The 20967-nt window shown below is 75.1% G+C and carries 22 protein-coding genes, 1 tRNA gene and 1 pseudogene; 15 read left to right on the top strand and 9 right to left on the bottom strand.

Translation table 11 applies throughout. The features are described from left to right. Window positions 1-6 precede the first annotated feature (6 nt). The 6 genes from SM577_RS11475 (at window position 7) to SM577_RS11500 (ending at window position 5538) form a co-directional block, all read left to right on the top strand. Entirely contained in the window at window positions 7-876 is an 870-nt protein-coding gene (locus SM577_RS11475) for a PH domain-containing protein (RefSeq protein ID WP_302918382.1), read from the top strand. A gap of 102 nt (window positions 877-978) precedes the next feature. After that, window positions 979-1752 carry a SigE family RNA polymerase sigma factor gene (locus SM577_RS11480; protein WP_474582632.1) on the top strand — a complete coding sequence of 258 codons (774 nt, stop codon included), beginning with the start codon at window positions 979-981 and terminating at the stop codon, window positions 1750-1752. After that, complete coding sequence (locus SM577_RS11485) at window positions 1749-3005, top strand: hypothetical protein (protein ID WP_474586855.1); 1257 nt, start codon at window positions 1749-1751, stop codon at window positions 3003-3005. The genes SM577_RS11480 and SM577_RS11485 overlap by 4 nt, the downstream gene beginning before the upstream one ends. 32 nt (window positions 3006-3037) lie before the next feature. Further along, window positions 3038-3904, top strand: a complete 867-nt coding sequence (locus tag SM577_RS11490) for a PHP domain-containing protein (RefSeq protein WP_302918379.1) — start codon at window positions 3038-3040, stop codon at window positions 3902-3904. A gap of 40 nt (window positions 3905-3944) precedes the next feature. Then, complete coding sequence (locus SM577_RS11495; protein ID WP_474582629.1) at window positions 3945-4559, top strand: MarC family protein; 615 nt, start codon at window positions 3945-3947, stop codon at window positions 4557-4559. A 136-nt stretch (window positions 4560-4695) separates the two neighbouring features. Further along, a complete protein-coding gene (locus SM577_RS11500; protein ID WP_474586877.1) occupies window positions 4696-5538 on the top strand; it encodes a RecB family exonuclease in 843 nt (280 codons plus the stop codon). A 54-nt stretch (window positions 5539-5592) separates the two neighbouring features. Here the strand turns inward: SM577_RS11500 and SM577_RS11505 are convergent, their stop codons facing one another. Together SM577_RS11505 and SM577_RS11510 are read right to left on the bottom strand one after the other, a co-directional pair. Then, window positions 5593-6456, bottom strand: coding sequence for an oxygenase MpaB family protein (locus tag SM577_RS11505; RefSeq protein ID WP_302918376.1), 864 nt, complete (start codon window positions 6454-6456; stop codon window positions 5593-5595). Window positions 6457-6609: 153 nt separating this feature from the next. Continuing rightward, window positions 6610-7038: a Fur family transcriptional regulator gene (locus SM577_RS11510; RefSeq protein ID WP_302918375.1), complete on the bottom strand. Its 429-nt coding sequence runs from the start codon at window positions 7036-7038 to the stop codon at window positions 6610-6612. Between the two features lie 257 nt (window positions 7039-7295). Here SM577_RS11510 and SM577_RS11515 point away from each other — a divergent pair, with 257 nt between their 5' ends. Continuing rightward, window positions 7296-7778, top strand: a complete 483-nt coding sequence (locus SM577_RS11515; RefSeq protein WP_302918374.1) for a DUF2231 domain-containing protein — start codon at window positions 7296-7298, stop codon at window positions 7776-7778. A gap of 85 nt (window positions 7779-7863) precedes the next feature. Here the strand turns inward: SM577_RS11515 and SM577_RS11520 are convergent, their stop codons facing one another. Then, window positions 7864-8058 carry a hypothetical protein gene (locus SM577_RS11520; protein ID WP_474582628.1) on the bottom strand — a complete coding sequence of 65 codons (195 nt, stop codon included), beginning with the start codon at window positions 8056-8058 and terminating at the stop codon, window positions 7864-7866. A gap of 626 nt (window positions 8059-8684) precedes the next feature. Between SM577_RS11520 and SM577_RS11525 the strand changes: the two genes are divergently transcribed. Then, entirely contained in the window at window positions 8685-8864 is a 180-nt protein-coding gene (locus tag SM577_RS11525; RefSeq protein WP_167181392.1) for a hypothetical protein, read from the top strand. Between the two features lie 208 nt (window positions 8865-9072). On the opposite strand, the gene SM577_RS11530 is transcribed toward SM577_RS11525, so the two are convergent. The 3 genes from SM577_RS11530 to SM577_RS11540 form a co-directional block, all read right to left on the bottom strand. Further along, window positions 9073-9747 carry a flagellar biosynthesis protein FlgA gene (locus SM577_RS11530; protein WP_474586856.1) on the bottom strand — a complete coding sequence of 225 codons (675 nt, stop codon included), beginning with the start codon at window positions 9745-9747 and terminating at the stop codon, window positions 9073-9075. A 269-nt stretch (window positions 9748-10016) separates the two neighbouring features. Next, window positions 10017-10385, bottom strand: coding sequence for an FmdB family zinc ribbon protein (locus tag SM577_RS11535; RefSeq protein WP_474582626.1), 369 nt, complete (start codon window positions 10383-10385; stop codon window positions 10017-10019). A 62-nt stretch (window positions 10386-10447) separates the two neighbouring features. Then, window positions 10448-11098 carry a 5-formyltetrahydrofolate cyclo-ligase gene (locus SM577_RS11540; RefSeq protein WP_474582625.1) on the bottom strand — a complete coding sequence of 217 codons (651 nt, stop codon included), beginning with the start codon at window positions 11096-11098 and terminating at the stop codon, window positions 10448-10450. Between the two features lie 117 nt (window positions 11099-11215). Here SM577_RS11540 and SM577_RS11545 point away from each other — a divergent pair, with 117 nt between their 5' ends. From SM577_RS11545 to SM577_RS11570, 6 genes are all read left to right on the top strand, one after another. Continuing rightward, on the top strand, window positions 11216-13495 hold the full coding sequence (locus SM577_RS11545; protein WP_474586857.1) for a GGDEF domain-containing protein: 2280 nt from the start codon (window positions 11216-11218) through the stop codon (window positions 13493-13495). A 9-nt stretch (window positions 13496-13504) separates the two neighbouring features. Next, entirely contained in the window at window positions 13505-14461 is a 957-nt protein-coding gene (locus SM577_RS11550) for a UTP--glucose-1-phosphate uridylyltransferase (protein ID WP_474586858.1), read from the top strand. Further along, complete coding sequence (locus SM577_RS11555; RefSeq protein ID WP_474586859.1) at window positions 14458-15771, top strand: molybdopterin molybdotransferase MoeA; 1314 nt, start codon at window positions 14458-14460, stop codon at window positions 15769-15771. The genes SM577_RS11550 and SM577_RS11555 overlap by 4 nt, the downstream gene beginning before the upstream one ends. 94 nt (window positions 15772-15865) lie before the next feature. After that, a complete protein-coding gene (locus SM577_RS11560) occupies window positions 15866-16474 on the top strand; it encodes a GNAT family N-acetyltransferase (protein WP_302918738.1) in 609 nt (202 codons plus the stop codon). Window positions 16475-16651: 177 nt separating this feature from the next. Beyond that, a complete protein-coding gene (sepX, locus tag SM577_RS11565) occupies window positions 16652-17443 on the top strand; it encodes a divisome protein SepX/GlpR (protein WP_474586860.1) in 792 nt (263 codons plus the stop codon). A 207-nt stretch (window positions 17444-17650) separates the two neighbouring features. Further along, a tRNA-Ala gene (locus SM577_RS11570) sits at window positions 17651-17724 on the top strand. A gap of 192 nt (window positions 17725-17916) precedes the next feature. On the opposite strand, the gene SM577_RS11575 is transcribed toward SM577_RS11570, so the two are convergent. After that, window positions 17917-18396, bottom strand: coding sequence for a MerR family transcriptional regulator (locus tag SM577_RS11575; RefSeq protein WP_474586861.1), 480 nt, complete (start codon window positions 18394-18396; stop codon window positions 17917-17919). A 59-nt stretch (window positions 18397-18455) separates the two neighbouring features. Between SM577_RS11575 and SM577_RS11580 the strand changes: the two genes are divergently transcribed. Beyond that, window positions 18456-19649 carry an MFS transporter gene (locus SM577_RS11580; protein WP_302918365.1) on the top strand — a complete coding sequence of 398 codons (1194 nt, stop codon included), beginning with the start codon at window positions 18456-18458 and terminating at the stop codon, window positions 19647-19649. Between the two features lie 265 nt (window positions 19650-19914). Here SM577_RS11580 and SM577_RS11585 read toward each other — a convergent pair whose 3' ends face one another. Both SM577_RS11585 and SM577_RS11590 read right to left on the bottom strand, forming a co-directional pair. Beyond that, on the bottom strand, window positions 19915-20709 hold the full coding sequence (locus tag SM577_RS11585; RefSeq protein ID WP_474586862.1) for a GNAT family N-acetyltransferase: 795 nt from the start codon (window positions 20707-20709) through the stop codon (window positions 19915-19917). A 72-nt stretch (window positions 20710-20781) separates the two neighbouring features. Beyond that, window positions 20782-20967: pseudogene (locus SM577_RS11590) on the bottom strand (MFS transporter); the annotation flags it as partial.

Consider the following 20967-nt stretch of genomic DNA (forward strand, 5'->3'; position numbering starts at 1 on the left):
CCGCCGATGGGCAGCCCCTCCGGTCCACCCTTCGACCCCGACGACCCCGACCGGGAGCGCCGGGAGCGCGACACGGAGCCGATCCCGCCGTACCGGCCCGACGACGGGCCGGGCTACGGCTCCGGTCCGGGCCTCTCCGACGGCCCCTCCCTCTCCGACGACGCCGGCTACGGCGCCGGGGCGGGCTACGCCAGCGAGGGTCGCTCGGGCCGGGCCTGGGTCCGTGACCCCGAGGCCGGTTACCCCTCGATCTCCGAGGAGGAACTGGCCGGGCTGCGCGCCGACGCCGCCGGCATGACGCCCCGCCGGGTGCTGCCGCTGGAGGACGAGCCAAGCTCGCTGGTCGCCCGCTACCTCTTCCCCACCGAGCGCTACCGGGGCGAGTGGAAGCGGCACTGGATCCACCTCTCCACCCCGCTGCTGGTCGGCATCGCCGCCACCTTCGTGCTCGGCTACCTCTCCGGCTTCCTCGCCGGTCAGGACGTCGGCGCGCTCACCACCATCGCCGTGCTGCTCTGGTTCGCCGTGATGGGCTGGGTGGCCTGGAAGGTCGCCGACTGGTGGTACGACCGCTTCATCCTCACCAACAAGCGGGTCATGGTGGTCAACGGCATCATCACCCGCCAGGTGGCGATGATGCCGCTGGTCCGGGTCACCGACATGAAGTACGAGCAGACCCCGGCCGGCCGGGCGCTCAACTACGGCACGTTCGTGCTGGAGTCCGCCGGCCAGGAGCAGGCGCTCCGCGAGATCAAGAACCTGCCCAACCCGAACGAGCTCTACCTGCGTGTGGTCGAAGAGATGTACGAGCCGCAGGCGGTCGAGGCGCGGCTGGGCAAGGAGGCCGACGAGGCCAAGGCCGACGACGGGGCGTGAACGTTTTCGTCCGAACATCGGATGAACTGCACACCTTTGGGCGTCGACCCGACCCGTCCGGGCATGGCAGCCTGCCAGGCAGGACAGGGCGCGGAGGTGGACGTGGCGAGCAGGGACCCGCTGGAGGAGGAGTTCCGCGACTTCGTCGCGGCCCGTTCCGGCGCCCTGCTGCGTACGGCGTACCTGCTCACCGGTGACTGGGCCACCGCGGAGGACCTGCTCCAGACCGCGCTGACCAAGACGTACCTGGCCTGGAAGCGGCTCGGCGGGATCGAGGCCATCGAGCCGTACGCCCGCCGGGTCATGGTCAACACCTCGACCAGTTGGTGGCGGCGGCGCTGGCACGGTGAGCGCCCCACCGAGGTGCTGCCCGAGCGGGCCGGGGTCGACGAGATCGAGCAGCAGCTCGACCGCGACCTGCTCTGGCGGCACCTGAACGCCCTGCCCGCCCGGCAGCGGGCGGTGCTGGTGCTGCGCTTCTACGAGGACATGTCCGAGGCGCAGACCGCCGCCCTGCTGGAGATCTCACCCGGCACCGTGAAGAGCCAGACCTCCCGCGCGCTGAACACCCTGCGCCGCCGGCTGGGCGCCGAGGCGGCCCTCGACCTGCCCGCCGAGGCCGAGCCGACGCCGGCCCGGCCGCCCGCCGCCCGGCGCGCCGCCGGCCGGGGCGCCGCACCGGCCCCCCGGTCGGGCGCCGCGACGGCCACCCCGGCCACCGCCCCCATCCCGGACGCCCCGACGATGGTGCCCGCCGGGGCGCCGGCGGAGGCGAAGGCCGCCCCGACACCCGAGCCGGACCCCGAGGCCGTCCCGGTGACCGTGCCGGTCCGGTCCGGCGTACCGGCGGGCACCGTCGCCATGGAGGCCCGGTGACCACCCGGTCGGGTCGCCGTGGCAACCAGACGGCCGGCCCGACGCGTCCAGTCCACGTGCGGCAGGACGACCTGGAACGTGCGGTGCGGGAGACGCTGTCCCGCCAGGTCGCCGTGCCCCACGCGCTGGCCACCGACCCGGCCGGGCTGGCGATCCGCCGGGCCGACCGGATCCGCCGCCGGCGCACCGTCGCCGGGCTGGCCCTGGCCACGGTGGCCACCGCGCTGCTGACCACCGGAATGGCGCAGCTCGGCGAGGAGCAGGGGCCGCACCGGACGCCGACAGTGGTGCTCGGCGACCCGTACGCCTCGCCGCTGCCGGAACCGACGGCGGCCGTGACCGCACCGGTCGGCCCGGACCGCGGTGGGGTGGATCTGATCATCGGCAGCACCCTCGCCGGCGCGGACGGCGGCCGGATCCCGCTGCTCGACGTCGGCCCGGCCGAGCGGGCCCAGCGGGCACCGGAGGGTGGTGGCTGGCTGGTGGTCGGCGCACCGACCGCCGCCGGCCGCTCGCTCTGGCTGGTGCCGCCGCGGGGCGCGGCGCAGGTGTTGCTGGCCGGCGCGGAGCAGATCGCGCTCAGCGACGACGGACGCCAGGTCGCCTGGCGGGAGGGCGCCGACCTGGTCGCCGCCGGCATCGTCGGCGGCCAGCTCGTCGCCACCGTCCGCGCCGCGCTGCCGGCCGCGGCGGAGCCGGTACGGTTCGTCGGCGACCGGGTGCTGGTCCGCCTCGACCCGGCCCGGCCCGGGCACCTCGTCTGGCGGCCGGGCGGCGAGATGCCGGCACCGGGCGCCGGCGACACCAGCCGGCACGTCTACGGCCGCCTGCCCGACGGCCGGCTGGTCGCCCAGGTGTCCGCCGGCACGCCGCGCCGGCCCTGCCTCGCCCTGCTCGACCCGGGCCTCACCCCGGCGCGTACCGCCTGCGGGCCGAGCCTGGCCGCCGACGGCCGCGGCGCGGTCTCGGCCGACGGCCGGTGGCTGGTGCTGAACGGGCGCGCCGAGGGCGGGGACGCCGCGCTCCTGGTCGACCTGACGGCGCTCGCCTCCGGCACGCTGACCGCGCGACCGGCCGGGCCGCCGCTGGCCGGGGCGGTCGCCTGGCAGACGGACCAGACAGTGGTCTACGCCGACGCCGCGGGCGGCCTGGTCCGGGCCGCGGTGGAACCGGTGCTCGCCGGCCAGCGGGCCACCCCCACCCCGGTGCCGGGGCTGCGCGCGGGGGAGCGCCTGGTGGTGGTCACCGGATGACCGGCGGCGGGCCGGCCGGGTAGCGTCGGGCGGTGAGTTCCCGCCCGCGGATCGACCTGCACACCCACTCCACCGCCAGTGACGGCACCCTCGGCCCGGCCGAGCTGGTGCGGGCGGCCGCCGACGCCGGGCTGGACGTCGTGGCGCTCACCGACCACGACACCACCGCCGGTTGGGAGCCGGCGCTGCGGGCGCTGCCGGCCGGGCTCCGCCTGGTGCGCGGCGCCGAACTCTCCTGCCGCTGGTACGGCCCGGACTCGCCGGTGCCGCTGCACCTGCTGGCGTACCTCTTCGATCCGGAGCACCCCGCGCTGGTCGCGGAGCTGGCCCGGGTGCGGCTCGCCCGGCAGGTGCGCGGCGAGCGCATCGTGGCGCTGCTGCGGGCGGACGGCATCGACGTCAGCTGGCCGGAGATCCTGGCCGCCGCGGCCGGCGGCACGGTGGGCCGGCCGCACATCGCGCAGGCGCTGATCCGGGCCGGCCTGGTGGCGAGCACCACGGAGGCGTTCGGGCCGGACTGGCTGGGGGAGCGCTACCGGCTGCCCAAGGAGGACATCGACGTCTTCCACGCGGTCCGGCTGGTCCGGGCGGCCGGTGGCGTGCCGGTCTTCGCCCACCCCCGGGCCACCCGGCGGGGACGGATCGTGCCGGACGAGCTGATCGCCGACCTGGCCGGAGCCGGCCTCGCCGGCCTGGAGGCCGACCACGAGGACCACTCGCCGGCCGAACGGGCGCACGTCCGCGCGCTCGCCGCCGAGCTGGGCCTGCTGGTGACCGGGTCGTCGGACTTCCACGGCACGCACAAGACGGTGCGGCTCGGCGCCTTCCACACCGCCCCCGAGGCGTACGAGCGGATCGTCGCCGAGGCGTCCGGGGTGACCGAGGTCGCTTCCGGCTGATCCGCGTTTTCGCCCCCGGCGCCACGGCTACCTTGATCACGTGGATGTCAAGCTGTTCGGCGAGGTCTTCGTGACCCTGCTGGTGATCGTCGACCCGCCGGGCATGATGCCCATCTTCCTCGCGCTGACCGGTCCGCTGCCGGCCCGGGACCGCAACCGGGCGGCCTGGCAGGCGGTCGCGCTGGCGCTCGGGGTGATCGTCGTCTTCGCGGTGGCCGGGCAGACCATCCTCGACTACCTGCACGTGGACCTGCCCGCGTTGCAGGCCGCCGGCGGCCTGCTGCTGATCCTGGTCGCGCTGGAACTGCTGACCGGCAAGACCGACGACCCGAGCCAGCAGACCACCTCGAACATCGCCCTGGTCCCGCTCGGCACGCCGCTGCTGGCCGGGCCGGGCGCGATCGTGGCGACAATGCTCTTCGTCCAGCAGTCCGACGGTGCGGCGGACTACACCGCCGTGGCCGCCGGGATCGTGGCGGTGATGCTCGCGGTCTGGATCGTGCTCCGGTTCTCCGGCGGGATCGTCAAGATCCTGCGTCCGGGCGGGATCGAGGTGCTCACCCGGATCGCCGGTCTGCTGCTGGCCGCCATCGCCGTGCAGCTCATCGCGGACGCGGTGGCGGCCTTCGTGACCCAGTACACCGGCGGGGCCTGACCGCCGTACCGGTTCTGTCGGGGTCGGATGGCAGGATCCGGGTGTGCGACGAGCCTCTTCTGCCGGTCGACCGTCCGCCGCGGGCCGGGCGCCCCGACCCCGTGACGCCCAGCCCGAGCAGCTCGGCTTCGACGGCATGCCCGAGCGGCTCTTCGTCTGCACGCCCAGCAAACTCGGCACCTACCTCGACTGCCCCCGGCGCTACCGCTACTCCTACGTCGACCGTCCGACCCCGCCCAAGGGCCCGCCCTGGGCGCACAACTCCCTCGGCGCCAGCGTGCACACCGCCCTGCGCAACTGGTACGCGCTGCCGCCCGAGCGACGCCGGCCGGAGGCCCTGGCCGGGCTGCTCAAGGGCACCTGGGTCCGCGAGGGCTACCGCGACGACGAGCAGGAGCGGTCCGCCTACCGGCGGGCGCTGAGCTGGCTGGAGTCCTACGTGGCCACCCTCGACCCGGCGGAGGAGCCGCTCGGTGTGGAACGGGTGGTCGCGGTGAAGACCGGGGTGCTGGCCTTCAACGGCCGGGCCGACCGGATCGACTCCCGCACCGGGTCGGACGGCCCGGAGTTGGTCATCGTCGACTACAAGACCGGCCGCACCGGGCTGGACGCCGACGACGCGCGCGGCTCGCAGGCACTGGCCCTCTACGCGTACGCGGCCGAGCGGGTGTTCCGCCGGCCGTGCCGCCGGGTGGAGCTGCACCACCTGCCCACCGGCACGGTGGCCGGGCACGACCACACCGTCGAGTCGCTCGCCCGGCAGGTGTCCCGGGCCGAGGAGACCGCGCGCGACATCATGGCCGCCGAGCGGGCCGTCGCCGACGGCGGCGACCCCGACGCGGAGTTCCCCACCACGCCGGGCCCCCGCTGCGGCTGGTGCGACTACCGGCGCAGCTGCCCGGCCGGCGCGCAGGCGCCGGGCAAGGAGCCGTGGGCGGCCATCGAGCGGCCCAGCGACGCGCTCCCCGGTCAGGAGTGATCCCGCCTTCCCGGAGTTCGTGGCCGGCCGCCGCCGGCCGACCCCGGTCGCCGGTCAGCCGCCCAGTGGGGTGGCGGTGAGTCGGGCGGCCCGCGCCTTGGCCGCCTGCTGCATCGGCCCCTCCCGGTAGCGGCGGGGCAGCGCGGCGAGGGCGAGGCGCAGCGCCCGCACCGTCAGGTCCGCCGAGAGCGCGGTGGTCGGCAGGCCGAGGCCGCCGTACATCCGCCGGGCCCAGGCCGGCAGCAGCGCCAGCGCGGTGCCGGCGATCCCGAAGTACGCCCACCGGGGCGGGCCGAGGGTGAGGCCGACCCGGACCGGCAGGCTGAGCTTCCACGGCAGCGGCGGGGCGGTGAGGAAGAGCGCGGTCTCCGCCGCCTCCCGGGTCATCCGCAGCTCCGGGCGGATCCGCCGGTAGTACTCCGCCACCTCGGCGGCGGTGCCGGGCACGCTCTGCGGGTCCAGGCCGACCAGGGCGGCGGCCCGGCGCTGCTCGGTGTAGTAGCCGTCCACCTCGTCGTCGGTCAGCGGCAGCCCGGCCCGGCGCGCCGTGTCGAGGAACGACTCGATCTCGGTGACGTGCACCCAGCGCAGCAGGTCGGGCTCGTCGATCCGGAACTCCTCCCCGGTGGCCGGGTCGGTGGCCCGCATCCGGGCGTGCAACCGGCGCAGCCGCAGCCCGGCCGCCTCGGCCTCGGCGGTGGTGCCGTAGATGGTGGTGGCCACGTAGGTGGCGGTGCGGACCAGCCGTCCCCACGCGTCGGTGCGGTAGTTGCTGTTCTGCGCCACCCCGGCCATCGCCCGCGGGTGCAACGCCTGGAGGTAGAGCGAGCGCAGGCCGGCGACCAGCAGGATCGGCTCCTCGTGCACCTTCCAGGTCACCGAGCCGGGGCCGAACAGGCCGACGTCATCCGAGTTCACCGAACCAGCGTGCCACGGCCGGGGGCGGTTCCGGCGGCCGTGCTCCGCCTGGCGGCCGTGCTTCGCCTGGCGGCCGTGCTTCGCCCCGGTGGTGGTGGGAGACCGGCTCGACCCGGCCGTGCCGTGCGGACCGGGCCGCCGGGCCGGTCGGCGTCAGTCGTCGGCGGAGCGGCGGGCCTGGCAGGCCGGGCAGAGGCCCCAGAAGGTCACTTCCGCCTCGTCCACCTCGAAGCCGTTGTCGATGTTCGGGTCGAGGCAGGGGGCGGAGCCGACCGCACAGTCGATGTCGGCGATCTCGCCGCAGCCCCGGCAGACCACGTGGTGGTGGTTGTCGCCGACCCGGGCCTCGTACCGGGCGGGGCTGCCGGCCGGCTCGATCCGGCGGGACAGGCCGGCCCGGGACAGCGCGCCGAGGACGTCGTAGACGGCCTGGGTGGAGACCGAGTCGAGGCGCTCGCGCACCCGCCGGGTGATCTCGTCCACCTCGAGGTGGCCGCCGGCGGCCAGCACCTCGAGCACGGCGAGGCGCGGCCGGGTGACCCGTAGGCCCCTCGACCGGAGCAGATCCTCGCCACTCGACATGTGCCAATGACAGCACGGGCGAACGAGGTCGACAACCGAGCTCCGCGACGAGGTGGCCCCGACCACAGCCCGGTGACCGGCGTTGATCTTCCAGTCGAGTTCGATGGGAGCGCTGCCGATCATTCGGTGAAGATCGTCGCGAGTCCGGTGAACCGGGCCGGCCGGGGGCGCGTGTGACCCGGTGAGAGTCCTGGGCGGGTCGACCGGCGCACCGTACGCTGGCATCCCGCGACCGCGAGCTGCCCCGGAGGTTGTCGATGTTCCTGAAGGTGCTGGGTCTTCCAGTACACGTGCTGGTGGTGCACGCGGTCGTGGTGTTCGTGCCGCTGCTGGCGCTCCTCTCCGCCGCGTACGTGGCGCTGCCCCGGTTCCGGTCCCGGCTGGACTGGGCGGTGGGCGTGCTCGCCGTGATCGCGCCGGTGACCGCGTGGGTGGCCGTCCAGTCGGGGGAGCGGCTGACCGACCACCAGGTGGCGCGGGGCTTCCAGGGCGAGATCCTGGACAAGATCTACGAACACTCCCGGTACGGCGACCTGCTGTTCCGGTACACCCTGCCGCTCGGCATCGGCGCCCTGCTGCTGGTCGCGCTGACCAGTGGGCATCCCCGGGTGCCGCGGCTGCCCAACTGGGCAGTCCCGGCGCTGTCGGTGGTGGTGATCGCTCTGGGGGCCGCGTCCGTGGTGTACGTCTACCTGACCGGGCACTCGGGGGCCGACGCCGTCTGGGGCAACACCTTCTGAGCTGCCGGCCGGCCCCCCGGCTGCGGGCGGGTCGGCCGGCCAGTGCCTGAGCCGCCGGCCGTCCGGCCGCGGGCGACCCGGCCGGTCAGAAGAGGACGCGCGAGCAGAGCAGGCAGCAGAGCACCGCCAGCACCACCCCGGCCACCACGCCCACACCCCAGGTGACCCGCTGCGCCCGCTGCTCCGCCGCGTCGAGCCCGACCATGTCCTGCGGCGGCAGCGGCCGGGGCGGTGGCGGTTGCAGGTGTACCGGTGGCCGCCACCCGGCCGGTGGCGGCACGGTCGGCGGCGGACCGGCGTATCCGCCCGCCGACCGACCCGATGTGGTCGGCGGCGGGGGACCGGCGTACGCGCTGGCCGGCCAACCGGGTGGGGCCGGGGGCGGGTTGGGGGCCGGACCGGCCGGCGGGGTCCAGGCTGAACCACCCGGCGTCGGCGGTGGGGTCCGGGCCGGCTCGGACCGCGGGGTTCCGGCGGGCTCGGCCGGTGGGGTCCGGGTTGAACCACCCGGCGTCGGCGGTGGGGTCCGGGCCGGCTCGGACCGCGGGATCCCGGCGGGCTCGGCCGGTGGGGTCCAGGTTGACCTGCCCGGTGCCGGTGCCGGTGCGGGGGACTGGGCCGGCTCGGCCGGCGGGGCCCAGACTGGATCGCCCGGGACCGGCGTGGTCCGGGCCGGCTGGCTGGGCGCGGCAGGAGGTTGGGGCGGCGCGACGGGGGGTTGGGTCGGCGAACCCTCGGCGCCGGCGTCGGGTCGCCGCCAGTAGTCGTCCGGGGAGCTGCCGGAGCTGGGGGTCGTCACGCCGTCCGACGCTACCAACGCACCCGCCCCACGGCCGGCCGGACGCGGCCGGTCCCACCGGCTCGGTGCCGGTCGGCCGAGGCGCTGCTGCGTTAGTCTTGCCGCTCGTGAGCACCGAGGACCCCGGTACGCCGGTACGCGGCGACGACGACCGCACGGTCGACCTGAGCGACGACTTCGTGGTGCTGCCCGAGCAGACCGCTGACGACACCGACCGGGGCTGGGGCGAGCGGGCCGGCGGGAACGACGACTGGCTGCTCGCCGAGCGCCCGCCGCACTGGGACTGACCCACCGGCCCGGCGCGCTCGGGCGACGCGGGCCGGGAGCGGTGGCGGTGTTGGTCGGAGATCGACACCGTTTCGGCGACATTGGGGTGTCGCCGCCGCCCGGAGACCGCCATATCGGCGATACGGAGTCGATCAGCAGCGGACCCCGCGACGAGCCCGGCGGGGGACGATCGCGCGGGCCGGGGTGCGGCTGGCCGTCCGGTGCCGGTCATCCGCGTACCACGACGGCGAAGCGGCTGCCCTCCGGCTGGCTGACGGCGCGGCGCGCCTGGTCGGGCGGGAGCGCGAGGTAGAGCGCCGCGCCGGCGTCGAGGGCGTCCGCACCGAGCACGTCGAGCACCAGGGCCCGGGAGGCCAGCAGGATCCCCGGGCCGTCCGTGCCCGGCGGCACCGCGAGCAGGTCGACCCGGGTGCCCGGGCGTACCACCGCGAGCGCGGCCGGCTCGGCCAGCCCGACCGGCACGCCGACCGCCCCGCTGGGCAGGGGTAGGGGCGCCGGCCGCCCGTCCGGGCCCGCCACCGTCTCACCACCCCCGGGACCGGTCCCGGGCCGGTCCCGGCCGTCGAGCGCCCCGGACTGATCCACGCCCCCGGGCACACCCGAGCGGTCTCCGCTGCCGGCTTGCCGCCCGGCGGGATGTCCGGTCACCGACGTACCGGCGGCCCGGGGCGGTGCGCCGTCGGGAGAGCCGGACGGCGCGGCGGGCGGTGGGCGGAAGCCCGCCGGGCCGGGCGGGCAGCCGGCCGGGGTGTGCAGGACGGCCGCCGCCAGGCCGAGCAGCGCCGCGGCCAGGCCGGCCCGGAACAGGGTCGTACGCCGGGGCAGGCGGGGCCGGCGCAGCGGGCGTAACGCTCTCGCGGAGACCGCGTCGCCACTCGCCATGGCTGCCTCCCCGCCGCCTGGACCGGGTACCGGCCGGCCCCGGCACCCGTGGGCAGCAGGCTAGGCGGCGCGGCGGCGATCCGTCGGCTCACCGTCGGCAACCTGTGGACAACGCCGCGACCTGTGGACAACGCCCGCGCGGCAGCGACTTCTGCTACGCCACCGCGACCCCGCCCATCCGCGCCCGGCGCCCGCCACGGCCCCGGCGCGACGAGTTGACCAGGCAACCGCGCCGGCGCGGCGCGCCACCGCAGCGGCGGCGGTGCCGGTCAGGAGGCGGTGCTGCTGGCGGCCGGGGCCTTGCTGGTCGACCCGCCGTTGGACGAGGAGGAGCTGGACGAGCCGGCGGAGCCGTTCGACGCCGAGCCGCTCGACCCGTTGGACGACCCGGACGTGCCGGTCGAGGAGGTGTCGCTCTTGGCCGGCTTGCTGGCGCCGCTGGTGGCCGTCTCCGAGCCGGACGAGCGGGAGTCGGTGCGGTAGAAGCCCGAGCCCTTGAACACGATGCCGACGGAGTTGAAGACCTTCCGCAGCCGCCCCTCACACGCCGGGCACTCGGTCAGCGGCTCGTCAGAGAAGGACTGCACCGCCTCGAGCTGGTGGCCGCACGCGGTGCAGGCGTACTGGTACGTGGGCACGTTCTCCTCCGGAATCTGGCACGGCCGGTTGGCACTCGACGTATTCGAGTGCCAATGGTGCGTCATGTGCCCCGGGTTCGTCCAGCGGAAGTGTGGGGCGCGACACCTGGCGCGATGCCCGACGCGGTGTCCAGCGTACGCAGGCCCTCGGCGGGGGTGACCACCGCGCGTACCGGGCGGTCGTGCGGCTCGGCGGGAACCGCCTCGACCAGCTCACCGTCGTGCAGCGGCACCACGGTGAGCGCCGCCGCCGGCACCCGGGCCAGCGCCCGGTCGTACGAGCCGCCGCCGCGGCCCAGCCGCAGCCCTCGGCGGTCCACGGCCAGCGCGGGCAGCACCACCAGCTCGGCACCGGCCACCGCTGACCGGCCCAGCCGCGGCCCGGTCGGCTCCCGCATGCCCCGGCCGGCCGCGACCAGCCCGTCCGGGCCGGTCCAGGGCGCCCAGTCCAGGTCCAGGTCCGCGCGGAGCACCGGCAGCAGCAGCTCACCTCCGGCAGGCAACGCCGCGGCGAGCACCTCGGGCAGCTCCGGCCCGCCCGGCTCGCTGCCCACCGGCACGTACGCGGTCATCCGGCGCGGGCGCAGCCGGCGTACCAGAGCGACCAGCTCGGCCTGGACGCGCGCGGCGGCGGCGGCTCGCTGCGCACCGGTCAGCGCCCGGCGGCGCGCGAGCAGCGCGGCGCGGGCATCCCGCTTCGCCACATGTGCCACATCGGCCGCTTCCGCTCCATCAGAAAAATCCGGCACGCAACACTCCTGACGCAACGCCTTTCACCTGGTCGCTCTGTGTCAGCATCGCAGCATCGGCGGAACTTCCGGGGGGACCGAGTGACGCTACGTGGGCGGTTGACCGCAGCCTTCCTGGCGGTGGTGCTCGGCCCCGTGCTGCTCGGAGCGTTCTTCGTGGCCTCGACCGTAGCGGCCGTCGACCGCAGCCGCTCCACCGAGCGCCTCGCCGTGGCGGCGGCGACGGTGCGTACCGCTGTCGACGCCCTCTGCCAGCAGTTACGCGCCGCCGCCGACGCGGTCGCCCTCACCCCCGACCGCGCCGGCGCCGCCGGCCAGGTGGTCAGCCGCGGCCTCGCCGCCGCGGTGCGGGTCACCGACCCGGCCGGCCGGCTCACCTACGCCACGCCGGGCTCGCCGCCGGCCCCGTGGCGGGACTGCGCCGCCGCCACCCCGGCGTTCGGGCCGGTGTCGGCCCTCGCCGCGCGGGTGGACCTGCGCGACCCGGCCGGCGCCGGGCTGGGCGCGGTCGCCGCGGCGCAGCCGGTGGACCCGGCCTTCGTGGCCCGGCTGGCGGCGGTCACCGGCGTGGCGGTCACCCTGCTCGACGGGGCCGCCGTGCCCGCCCGGGTCGCCCACACCACCGAGGCCACCGGGGTACGCGACGCCGTGCTGGCCGCCGCCGGCACGGTCGACGGCGAGTCGGTCACCGAGACCGCCGAGGGCCGGTACGTCCGCCGGGTCGGCCCCACCTCCGGGCAGCCGCTGCCCCTGGTGCTCTCCGTGCCCAGCGACCAGCCACCCGGCCTGCGGGCCGCGCTGGTCGGCGCGGTGCTGCTGGCCGCCCTGCTGGCGGTGGCCGTGGCCTGGCGGTTGGCCCGGGTGACCACCCGGCCGCTGGTGGAGCTGGCCGGTGCGGTGGACCGGGTCGCCGGCGGTGACCTGGGCACCCGGGTCCCGGTGCGCAGCCGGGACGAGATCGGCCGGCTGGCCGGCGCCTTCAACCGGATGACCCGGGAGACCGGCAGCTACGTGGCGGCCCTGACCAGCAGCCGGGACCAGCTGCGCGGGCACCTGGCGGTGCTCGGCGACACCCTGGCCAGCACCCACGACCTGCAACGCATCCTGCGGGTCATCCTGCACAGCGCGATCGCGGCGACCGGCGCCCGGGCCGGCGCCGTGCTGCTGCTGGACGCCGGTGGGGTGCTCGTCGCGCAGTGCACCGAAGGACTGGACGGGCGCCTGCCGGCGGACGACCCGCCCGGCTCGGCGCCGTTGCGGGTGCCGGTGGGCACCGGGGTGGTCGGCACGGTCGCGGCCACCGGCGAGCCCCGGCGCGGCCGGATCGAGCCGTCCGAGGCCCCGGCGGGGGAGCCGCGCTGCCAGACGTACGTCGCGGTGCCCTTCGCCGCGCCCGGCGGCGCCCCGGCCGACCCGGCCGGACGCGGCGCGGAGAGCGCGACCCGCCCCGGCGACCCGGCGCGCGCGGGCGCCGACCCGGCGGCCCCGGCCGGCGCGCTCGGCGTGCTCGCCCTCTACGACCGGCTCGGCGCGGAGGAGTTCGACGACGACGACCTGAGCACCCTGCGCACCTTCGCCGGGCACGCGGCGGTGGCGGTGGACAACGTGCGGGTGCACGAGGAGGCGCAGCGGCTCTCCCTCACCGACCCGCTCACCGGGCTGTGGAACTACCGCTACCTGCGTGAGTCGATGCGCCGGGAGGTGGAGCGGGCCAACCGGTTCGGCCGGATGCTCAGCGTCCTCGCCCTCGACCTGGACCGGTTCAAGCAGGTCAACGACACCTACGGGCACCCGGCCGGGGACGCGGTGCTGGCCGAGTTCGCCCGCCGGGTGCGCGGCGAGATCCGCGAGGTGGACCTCGCCTTCCGCCAGGGTGGCGAGGAGTTCGTGGTGCTGCTGCCGGAGACCGACGCCCGCGGCGCGGCGATCGTGGCGGACCGGCTCGGCGCGGCGATCCGGGACACTCCGATCGCGGTGCACGGGCACGGCGGCACGCCGGTGACGCTGCGGGTCACCGTCTCCATCGGCATCGCCGTCTACCCCGACCACGGCACGACCGGGCAGCAGGTGCTGGACGCCGCGGACGACGCCCTCTACACCGCCAAGGACGCCGGCCGGGACACCTGGCGGGTGGTCAGCGCGCGCCGTACCCCGCCGGTGCGGGAGATCCCGGTGCCGGCGGCCGCGGTCAGCCCGGCGGACGGGTTCCCCCGCGCCGGTGCCGGCCCGGCCCCGCCGGCCGGCGAGCCGGTGCCCGGCGAGCCCGAACCGTGCGGGGCCACCCCGGACACCGGCCGGACCGGACCGGCCGGCGGCGCGTCTTCCGGGCCACACCCGCCACGGCAGACCCGTGGCCGATAGTCTCGCGACATGTCGGAGCACTCAGCGAAGCCCTCCACGGCGACCGCCGCAACCGGTCGCTCCCGCGCGGTCAAGGCCGTCATCCCGGCGGCCGGTCTGGCCACCCGGTTCCTGCCGGCCACCAAGGCGGTGCCCAAGGAGCTGTTGCCGGTGGTCGACCGGCCGGTGTTGCAGTACATCGTCGAGGAGGCCACCCAGGCCGGCATCACCGACGTCCTGCTGGTCACCGGTCGGGGCAAGACGTCGATGGTGGACCACTTCGACCGCCGCCCCGACCTGGAGGCCCGGCTGGAGAAGAAGCCCGACATCCTGGCCGCGGTGCAGCGCCCCAGCGAGCTGGCCGACATCTACACCGTCCGGCAGCCCGAGCAGCTCGGTCTCGGCCACGCCGTCGGGTACGCCGAGTCGCACGTCGGCGACCAGCCCTTCGCGGTGCTGCTCGGCGACGAGTTCGTCAAGCTCGACCAGCCGCTGCTGCCGGCCATGTTGGAGCTGCAGGCCCGCACCGGCGGCGTGGTGCTGGCCTTCTTCGAGGTCGACCCGGCCGAGACGAAGCGGTACGGGATCGCCTCGGTCGAGCCCGCCGAGGCGGAGCTGACCGACATCGGCGAGGTCGTGAAGGTCACCGGCATGGTGGAGAAGCCGCAGCCGGAGGAGGCGCCGAGCAACCTCGCGGTGCTCGGCCGCTACGTGCTCCCCGGCGCGATCTTCGACGCGATCCGGCGTACCGAGCCGGGCAGCGGCGGGGAGATCCAGCTGACCGACGCCATGGAGATCCTGCGCAACGAGGGCGTCCCGGTGCACGCCATCGTCTACCGGGGCACCCGCTACGACACCGGGATGCCGCTGGGCTACCTCCAGACGGTGGTGCAGATCGCCGCCGAGCGGGAGGACCTCGGCGCCGAGTTCCGCAAGTGGCTGGTCGAGTTCGTCAACGCCGACACGGCGGGCGGATCTGGTACATGACAGCGACGGCCGACGCCGAGGCGGCCGCCAACGAGTTGACGCCGCTCGCCGACTACCTGGGCAGCGTGCTGCGCAGGTTACGCGCGCTGCCTCCGCTCGACCTCGACCTCACCCAGGCGCACGGCAACGTCCTCGCCGAGGACGTCGTCGCGCCGCACGCGTTCCCGGCCTTCGACCAGGCGGCCGTGGACGGCTACGCGGCGCGCTGGGAGGACATCGCCGGGGGCGGCCGGGGCGTCGGCTACGTGCCCGTCCAGGCCGGTTCGGCCGGCGGCCGGAACGTGCGGCTCAACGTGGTCGGCGACCTCGGCGCGGCCAGTTGGCGGCCGGTCCGGCTCACCCCGGGCTCGTGCTTCTCGGTCGCCGCCGGGGCGCCGCTGCCCATCGCGGCCGACGTGGTGGTCCCGGTGGAGTGGACCGACCAGGGCATGGCCGCCGTCGAGATCTTCCGCGTGCCCAAGCGGGGGTACGGGGTACGCCGGGCCGGTGAGGAACTGCCGGCCGGCACCCTGCTCGCCCGGGCCGGCACCTACGTCTCGCCCGCGCTGGTAGCGGTCTTCGCCGCCACCGGCATCGGCCACGTGGTGGTCCGGCCCAGCCCCCGGGTGGTCATCGTGGCCACCGGCGACGAACTGGTCGACGTCGGCCGGGGCAGCCAGCCGGGCCAGGTGGTGGACGCCAACTCGCACGCGCTGACCGCCGCCGCGGCCGAGGCGGGCGCGCTGGCGTACCGGGTGGGCATCTGCGACGACGACCCGGAGGGGCTGCGCGGGCTGCTGGAGGACCAGACCCTGCGCGCCGACCTGATCATCACCACCGGCGGCACCGGCACCGGCCCCGGCGACATGGTCCGCCGGATCCTCTCCCGGCGGGAGGGCGGCCGGGCCGGGCCGGTCACCTTCACCGAGGTCGCGCTCTATCCCGGCACCGCGCTCGGCTTCGGCACCGTCGGCGCCGAGGAGGTGCCGGTGGTCTGCCTGCCCGGCGACCCGGGCGCCGCCCTGATCGGCTTCGAGGTGCTGGCCCGCCCCGCGATCAACCTGCTGGCCGGCGCGGAGCCGGTGTTCCGGCCCAGCGTGCGGGCGCACCTGCTGGAGACCATCTCCTCCCCGGCCGGGCTGCGCGAGTTCCGGCCGGCGCACGTCGCGGAGCGGCGCGGCGGCGGCTACACGGTGCAGCCGCTCAGCGGCGGGCCGTTCACCCTCTCCGGGCTCGCCGAGGCGAACGGGCTGATGGTGCTCGGCGAACGGGTCACCACCGCGGCCGCCGGATCCACCGTGGACGTGCTGTTGCTGGATCGACGTCGGTGAGCCTGCGGCGTGCCCTTCCGAGGCCGGTGGTCGCGGGCGTAGGGTCCGCCCGGTGAGTCTCTTCAACCCCGGACGGGCACCCGGCTGGCCGGTGGTGCTGGTGGACGGTCCCGTGCTGCTGCGCCCGTACCGGCGCTCGGACGCGGCCGCCTGGTCGGAGGTGCGCCGCGCCAACCAGGCCTGGCTGTCGCCCTGGGAGTCGTCGCTGCCGGGCAGCTGGGACGAGCTGAACTCGCCGGCCGCGTTCCGCTGGGTGTACCGGGACCAGCGGCGCTCGGCGCGTACCGGCGAGGGGATGCCGTTCGCCGTCTGCCTGCGCGAGGGCGGGCGGGAGCGGCTGGTCGGCCACCTGAACGTGGGCAGCATCGTCCGGCGGGCGTTCTGCTCCGGCTACGTCGGCTACTGGGTGGACTCCAGGGTGGCCGGTCGCGGGGTCATCCCGACCGCGCTGGCACTCGCCGTGGACCATGCCTTCGGCCCCGGTGGGCTGCACCGGGTCGAGGTGAACATCCGGCCGGAGAACCGGCCGTCGCGGCGGGTGGTGGAGAAGCTGGGCTTCCGCGAGGAGGCGTACCACGTGCGCTACATGCACATCGACGGGGCCTGGCGTGACCACATCGGATACGCGATGACCAGCGAGGAGGTCGCCGCCGAGGGCGGTCTGCTCGCCCGCTGGCACCGGATCCGCACCCGGACGGGGTGAGCCGTCCCACGCACGGGATCGGCGCGGCGCGTCAGCATCCGGGCAGGTGGACCGTAACCTCAAGTAACTGCAAGCTGTGGCAAGCGCTGTCCGCCCGTACGATCCGCGCACCCGAGACCGATCGGCGGAAGATCCTGCGGTCGGCCAGCGGTTGCTCCGAACTCGGTGACGGGAGGGGTGAGGGTGCCGACGTCGGTGCTCCTCGCCGTCCTCGCCGCCGCCGGCCTGCTCGCCCTCGCTCCGGCGCTGGTCCGCCGGTACGACGCCACCGAGCGGCTGGTGGCGGAGCGGGCGCAGTCGACGGCGCGGGTGCTCCAGCGCCGCCGGCGGCGCCGTACTGTCCCGGGACGGCGGCCGGTCAACCCGTCCCGTGCGCTTGTCGTCACACTCAGTGAGAACGCCGCCACCGGTGGGCTCAGCGCCCCGGTCTCCGCGCCGCCCGCGCCCCGCCGGTCGAAGCGGCTGCGCGCCGTCCCGCCCGCGCCGAACCGGTCCCGCCGCCGGCCCCCGCCGCGCCGGCAGCACACCCCGGCCGTCTATCGCCGCCGGCGGGTGCTCGCCGCGCTGCTGCTGCTCAACTTCGTCGAGCTGATCGGCGTGATCGTGGTCAGCCCCGGCTTCTGGATCAGCTTCGCGGTGACCGCCACCCTGCTGGTCGCGTACGTCGCACACCTGCGCAGCCGGGCGGTGGCGGATCGCCGCCGGCGGCGGGCGCGGGCCCGGGAGGCGGCCTGGCTGGCCGCCCGGCAGGCCGAGGTGCGGCGGGAGCAGGCCCGCCGGGCGGCGGCCCGCCGGGAGGCGCAGCGCCGGCTCGCGGCCCAGCGCGAGGTGGTACGCCGCGCCGCGATGGGCCTGGACCGCCCGGCCGACCTGCCGGCGGCGGCCAACGGCGGCTCGGTCTCCTACCGGCGGGCCGGTGGCCTGCGCGGCCGCCCCTACCAGTCCGGTCGCGGCTCACACTCGGCCTGACCGGTTCGTGCCCGGCACGGCGGTGTGGGCGCGAGATGCGCGATCCGGGGGTGTCCCGGCGGCGGGATGCCCCCGGATCCGGGAACCGGAGTCGATCAAGGGCGCGGCGCGCCGGGGGCGATTCGCGGCGGAGGCCGGCGACCTGTTAGCCTTGTCGCCGGCCCGCCCGGTGTCAGCCGGGTGGGACCTCGCCGGTCCGCCGGCGGAGGGGCTGTGGCGCAGACCGGTAGCGCACCTCGTTCGCATCGAGGGGGTCAGGGGTTCAAATCCCCTCAGCTCCACCCAGCTCAAAGGCCGTTTCCGATAGTCGGAGACGGCCTTTGCCGATCTTGTACAGCAGTCAAGTACAGCAGCGCCGTTCGGCTTCGTTGTCGTACCCGCCAATGCGATCTTTGGCCTGGAGCGTCCGGTACGGCAGGCGTACCTGAACATGATCGCCAAGCAGGTCGGGCCGGTGCTGCGAGGGCAGGGGTTCAAACGCTCGCACGGTGGGTTCCCCCGGATCTCCGACGCCGGCCATCCGCGGATGACGGGCGCGCCGGACCAGTCCTGGCTTGAGATGTCGAGGCAGCGAGGTTGGTGCGGGCGCGGCTGGCGATGTCCTCGGGTGCGGCGTTGATGACGGTGTCGAGCATGGCCCGCGAGGCCTGCAGTTCGGTGATGGCGGCGGTGATCCGGTCGCGTTCCTGGCAGAGGTCGGTGACGAGGTCCGGGCAGGTCGGTACCAGGCGTTCGTTGTCGTCGCGGAGGCACGGCAGCACGGTGGCGATGGTGTTGGTGCTCAGGCCTGCGGCAAGCAGGCTTCGGATGCGACGGACGGTTTCGACGTGGCTGTCGGAGTATTCGCGGTAGCCGCTGGGGCGGCGGTTGGGCTGGAGTAGCCCTTGTTGTTCGTAGTAGCGCAGTAGCCGCTCGTGGACGCCGGTGCGGCGCGACAGTTCCCCGATGCGCATGTGGCCCCACTCACTCAGGTTTGACTCTGACACCCATGTCAGAGTCTAGCTTTCCGTTCGTGAGAAAGAGCTTCGTGATTCTGGCGGCGTTGTGCGCCAGCGTGTTTGTCGTCGGGACCTCCGAGTATCTGATTGCCGGACTGTTGCCTCAGATGGGTGGGGATCTGGGTGTGTCGGTCGGGACGGCGGGGCAGGCCGTGACCGCCTACGCGCTTGGTGTGGTGATCGGCGGTCCGCTGGTGACGATCGCGACCGCACGACTGCCGCGCAAGGGCGTGGCACTGGGGTTGATGCTGCTGTTCGCCGCCGGTAGCGCGCTGAGCGCCTGGGCGCCGACGTTCGCGGCGCTCCTGGCCGGGCGCGTGGTGTCGTCGCTGAGCCACGCCGCGTTCTTGGCGTTGGCGCTGGTGACGGCGACGCAGGTGGTGCCGGCCGAGCGGGTGGGTCGTGCGGTCGCGGCCGTGGCGTCGGGGTTCACCGTCGCTACCCTGCTCGGCGTGCCGTTGGGCGCGTTGCTCGGCGAGCGGGCCGGGTGGCGGGCGCCGTTTGTGGTTCTGACGGCGTTGGCCCTGGCGGGCACCGCGCTGTTGGCGGTGGTGATGCCGCGCCAGGCCGCTCAAGACACCAGCATCCGGGAGGAGTTGCGGGTGGTGGCGCGGCGGCCGGTGCTGGTGACGGTTGCCACAACGGCGCTCGGATTCGCCGGCGTCATGCTGGTTTTCGCCTACATCGCACCGTTGCTGACGCAGGTCACGGGGTTCACCGCGCCCGTGGTGTCGGGGCTGCTGCTGGCATACGGGGCGGGCAGTTTCGCGGGAAACCTGGCCGCGGGACGGCTCACCGACTGGTCGCTGAGCGCGACGGTACGTGGCGTGTTCGGCGGGCTGGTCGGGGTGCTCGTGGTGTTCCCGGTGGCCGTTGCGTGGAAGCCGTCCGCGGTCGTCGCGGTGCTGCTGCTCGGGTTGTTGGCAACCGCGACGATCGCCCCGCTTCAGGGCCTGATCCTCAAGCACGCCGGCGCGGCGCCGACGCTGGCGGTGTCGGTCAACGTCGGTGCGTTCAACCTGGGAGCCGCTGTGGGTTCAGCGCTCGGCGGCGCGATCGTCGCCGCCGGCGGGCTGCGGTGGACCGGGCTGGCGGGCGCGCTGTTCAGCCTGCTCGGGCTGGCACTGTCCTACCTCGCCGTTCCCCGCGGCACCTCGACGGCCAAACCGGCCGCGCGTATGGCACCGGAATCGGCTCCGGTGTCCTGACGCGGGCTTCAGGTGGTCGATTCGACTGGGTGACTACCTGGGTGACGACGAGCACGAGCAACGACGGACGGCCATGGACGCTCGCTGACCGTTTGACCAGCTCGCCCCAGACGCCCACGCAGCTCGGCCGCCGCTGATCATTCGCTCTGGACGAAGGGGTCAAGCTCCGCCGGCGTGAGACCGGGGGAGCTTGACGTCCATAGAGCCTGGGGATGACCAGGTGCCGTCGAGGGAATCGGCGCTGCTCCGGCGTATGCGCGGTGAGCTACGAACGTGCCGCCTTCCGAGTCGAAGCCGAACTGGTCGTCAGGCACTTGCCCATGCTGATGTCGTCGACGTAGGCGCCGTCGATCAGGAACTCGTCGATGTGTCGGCCTTCGACGGTGTAACCGTGCTGTTCGTAGAGCCGTATGGCGCCGGTGTTGGTGGCCAGGACGCGCAGTCCGACTTTCTTCGCGCCTTGTGAGCCGGCACGGCGTTCGGCGGCTGACAGCAGGGCTGAGGCGATCCCCGTGCGGCGGGCTTGCTCGGCCACCACCAGGTTCCACAGGCCGAAGACGTGGGCCCCTTCCGGGAACGGGGTCGTCGGGTGGGTGCTCACGGCGCCGACGAGCTGGCCGCCGAGAGCGGCGACCAGGTGGGTTTCGGGCTTGCGTCGTTCGGTGAAGTAGGCCGTCCGCTCCTCGGCCCGGGTGGAGGGGAGCCCTGACCCGGCGGTCCACGCCGCACGGTCGAGGGCGAGGAGAGCGGCGTCGTCCTCGGTTGTGGCGGGGCGTACCAGGGGCAGCCAGTCGACGGTGAGTCTGTCCCTGGTCGCGAATCGCAGCAGGTGGCCGGCGGTGGTGTCCTCCACCGCCGCGACGGCGTCCGCCGTGCCGGCTTTGACGATCATGTCGAGGTGGGCGGTCGAGGCCACGAGTAGGCAGCTGCCGATGCTGAACCTGATGGACCCGCGGTCCTCGTCGAGTTCGGTGGGCACCTTGCGCCCCATGTGGGAGACCAGTTGCTTGAGGTAGCGGTGGGGGCGGTCGGTGACGACGCGTGCGGTCGAGTAGAGCATCTGGTGCCTTTCCGGCAGTCGTGACTTCTGGAGCTGGTGGGTGCACCGATCAGGCAGCGATGACGGCATCGGTCAGGCAGCGATGACGGCATCGGTCAGCGGGGCGGGGTGGCTGTCCTGTGCCGGGCGCTCCCGGTCGGAAGAACTACGTAGCGCCGTCTCGATCCGGCGGTTGGTGGTCATGGTCGACGTGACGGCGGTCATGGCGAGGAGGAGGCCGGCGGCGGTGTAGAGCGGGGTGCGTACGTCGTAGGTGGT

This window comes from Micromonospora desertarenae (assembly GCF_056150265.1).

Excerpts from the sequence above, each read along its gene's own strand:
- SM577_RS11550 (WP_474586858.1), top strand. The coding sequence starts at position 13,505 with ATGTCGGAGCACTCAGCGAAGCCCTCCACGGCGACCGCCGCAACCGGT.
- SM577_RS11500 (WP_474586877.1), top strand. The coding sequence starts at position 4,696 with ATGCCCGAGCGGCTCTTCGTCTGCACGCCCAGCAAACTCGGCACCTAC.
- SM577_RS11530 (WP_474586856.1), bottom strand. The coding sequence starts at position 9,747 with ATGGCGAGTGGCGACGCGGTCTCCGCGAGAGCGTTACGCCCGCTGCGC.
- SM577_RS11555 (WP_474586859.1), top strand. The coding sequence starts at position 14,458 with ATGACAGCGACGGCCGACGCCGAGGCGGCCGCCAACGAGTTGACGCCG.
- SM577_RS11575 (WP_474586861.1), bottom strand. The coding sequence starts at position 18,396 with ATGCGCATCGGGGAACTGTCGCGCCGCACCGGCGTCCACGAGCGGCTA.
- SM577_RS11515 (WP_302918374.1), top strand. The coding sequence starts at position 7,296 with ATGTTCCTGAAGGTGCTGGGTCTTCCAGTACACGTGCTGGTGGTGCAC.
- SM577_RS11585 (WP_474586862.1), bottom strand. The coding sequence starts at position 20,709 with ATGCTCTACTCGACCGCACGCGTCGTCACCGACCGCCCCCACCGCTAC.
- SM577_RS11510 (WP_302918375.1), bottom strand. The coding sequence starts at position 7,038 with ATGTCGAGTGGCGAGGATCTGCTCCGGTCGAGGGGCCTACGGGTCACC.
- SM577_RS11475 (WP_302918382.1), top strand. The coding sequence starts at position 7 with ATGGGCAGCCCCTCCGGTCCACCCTTCGACCCCGACGACCCCGACCGG.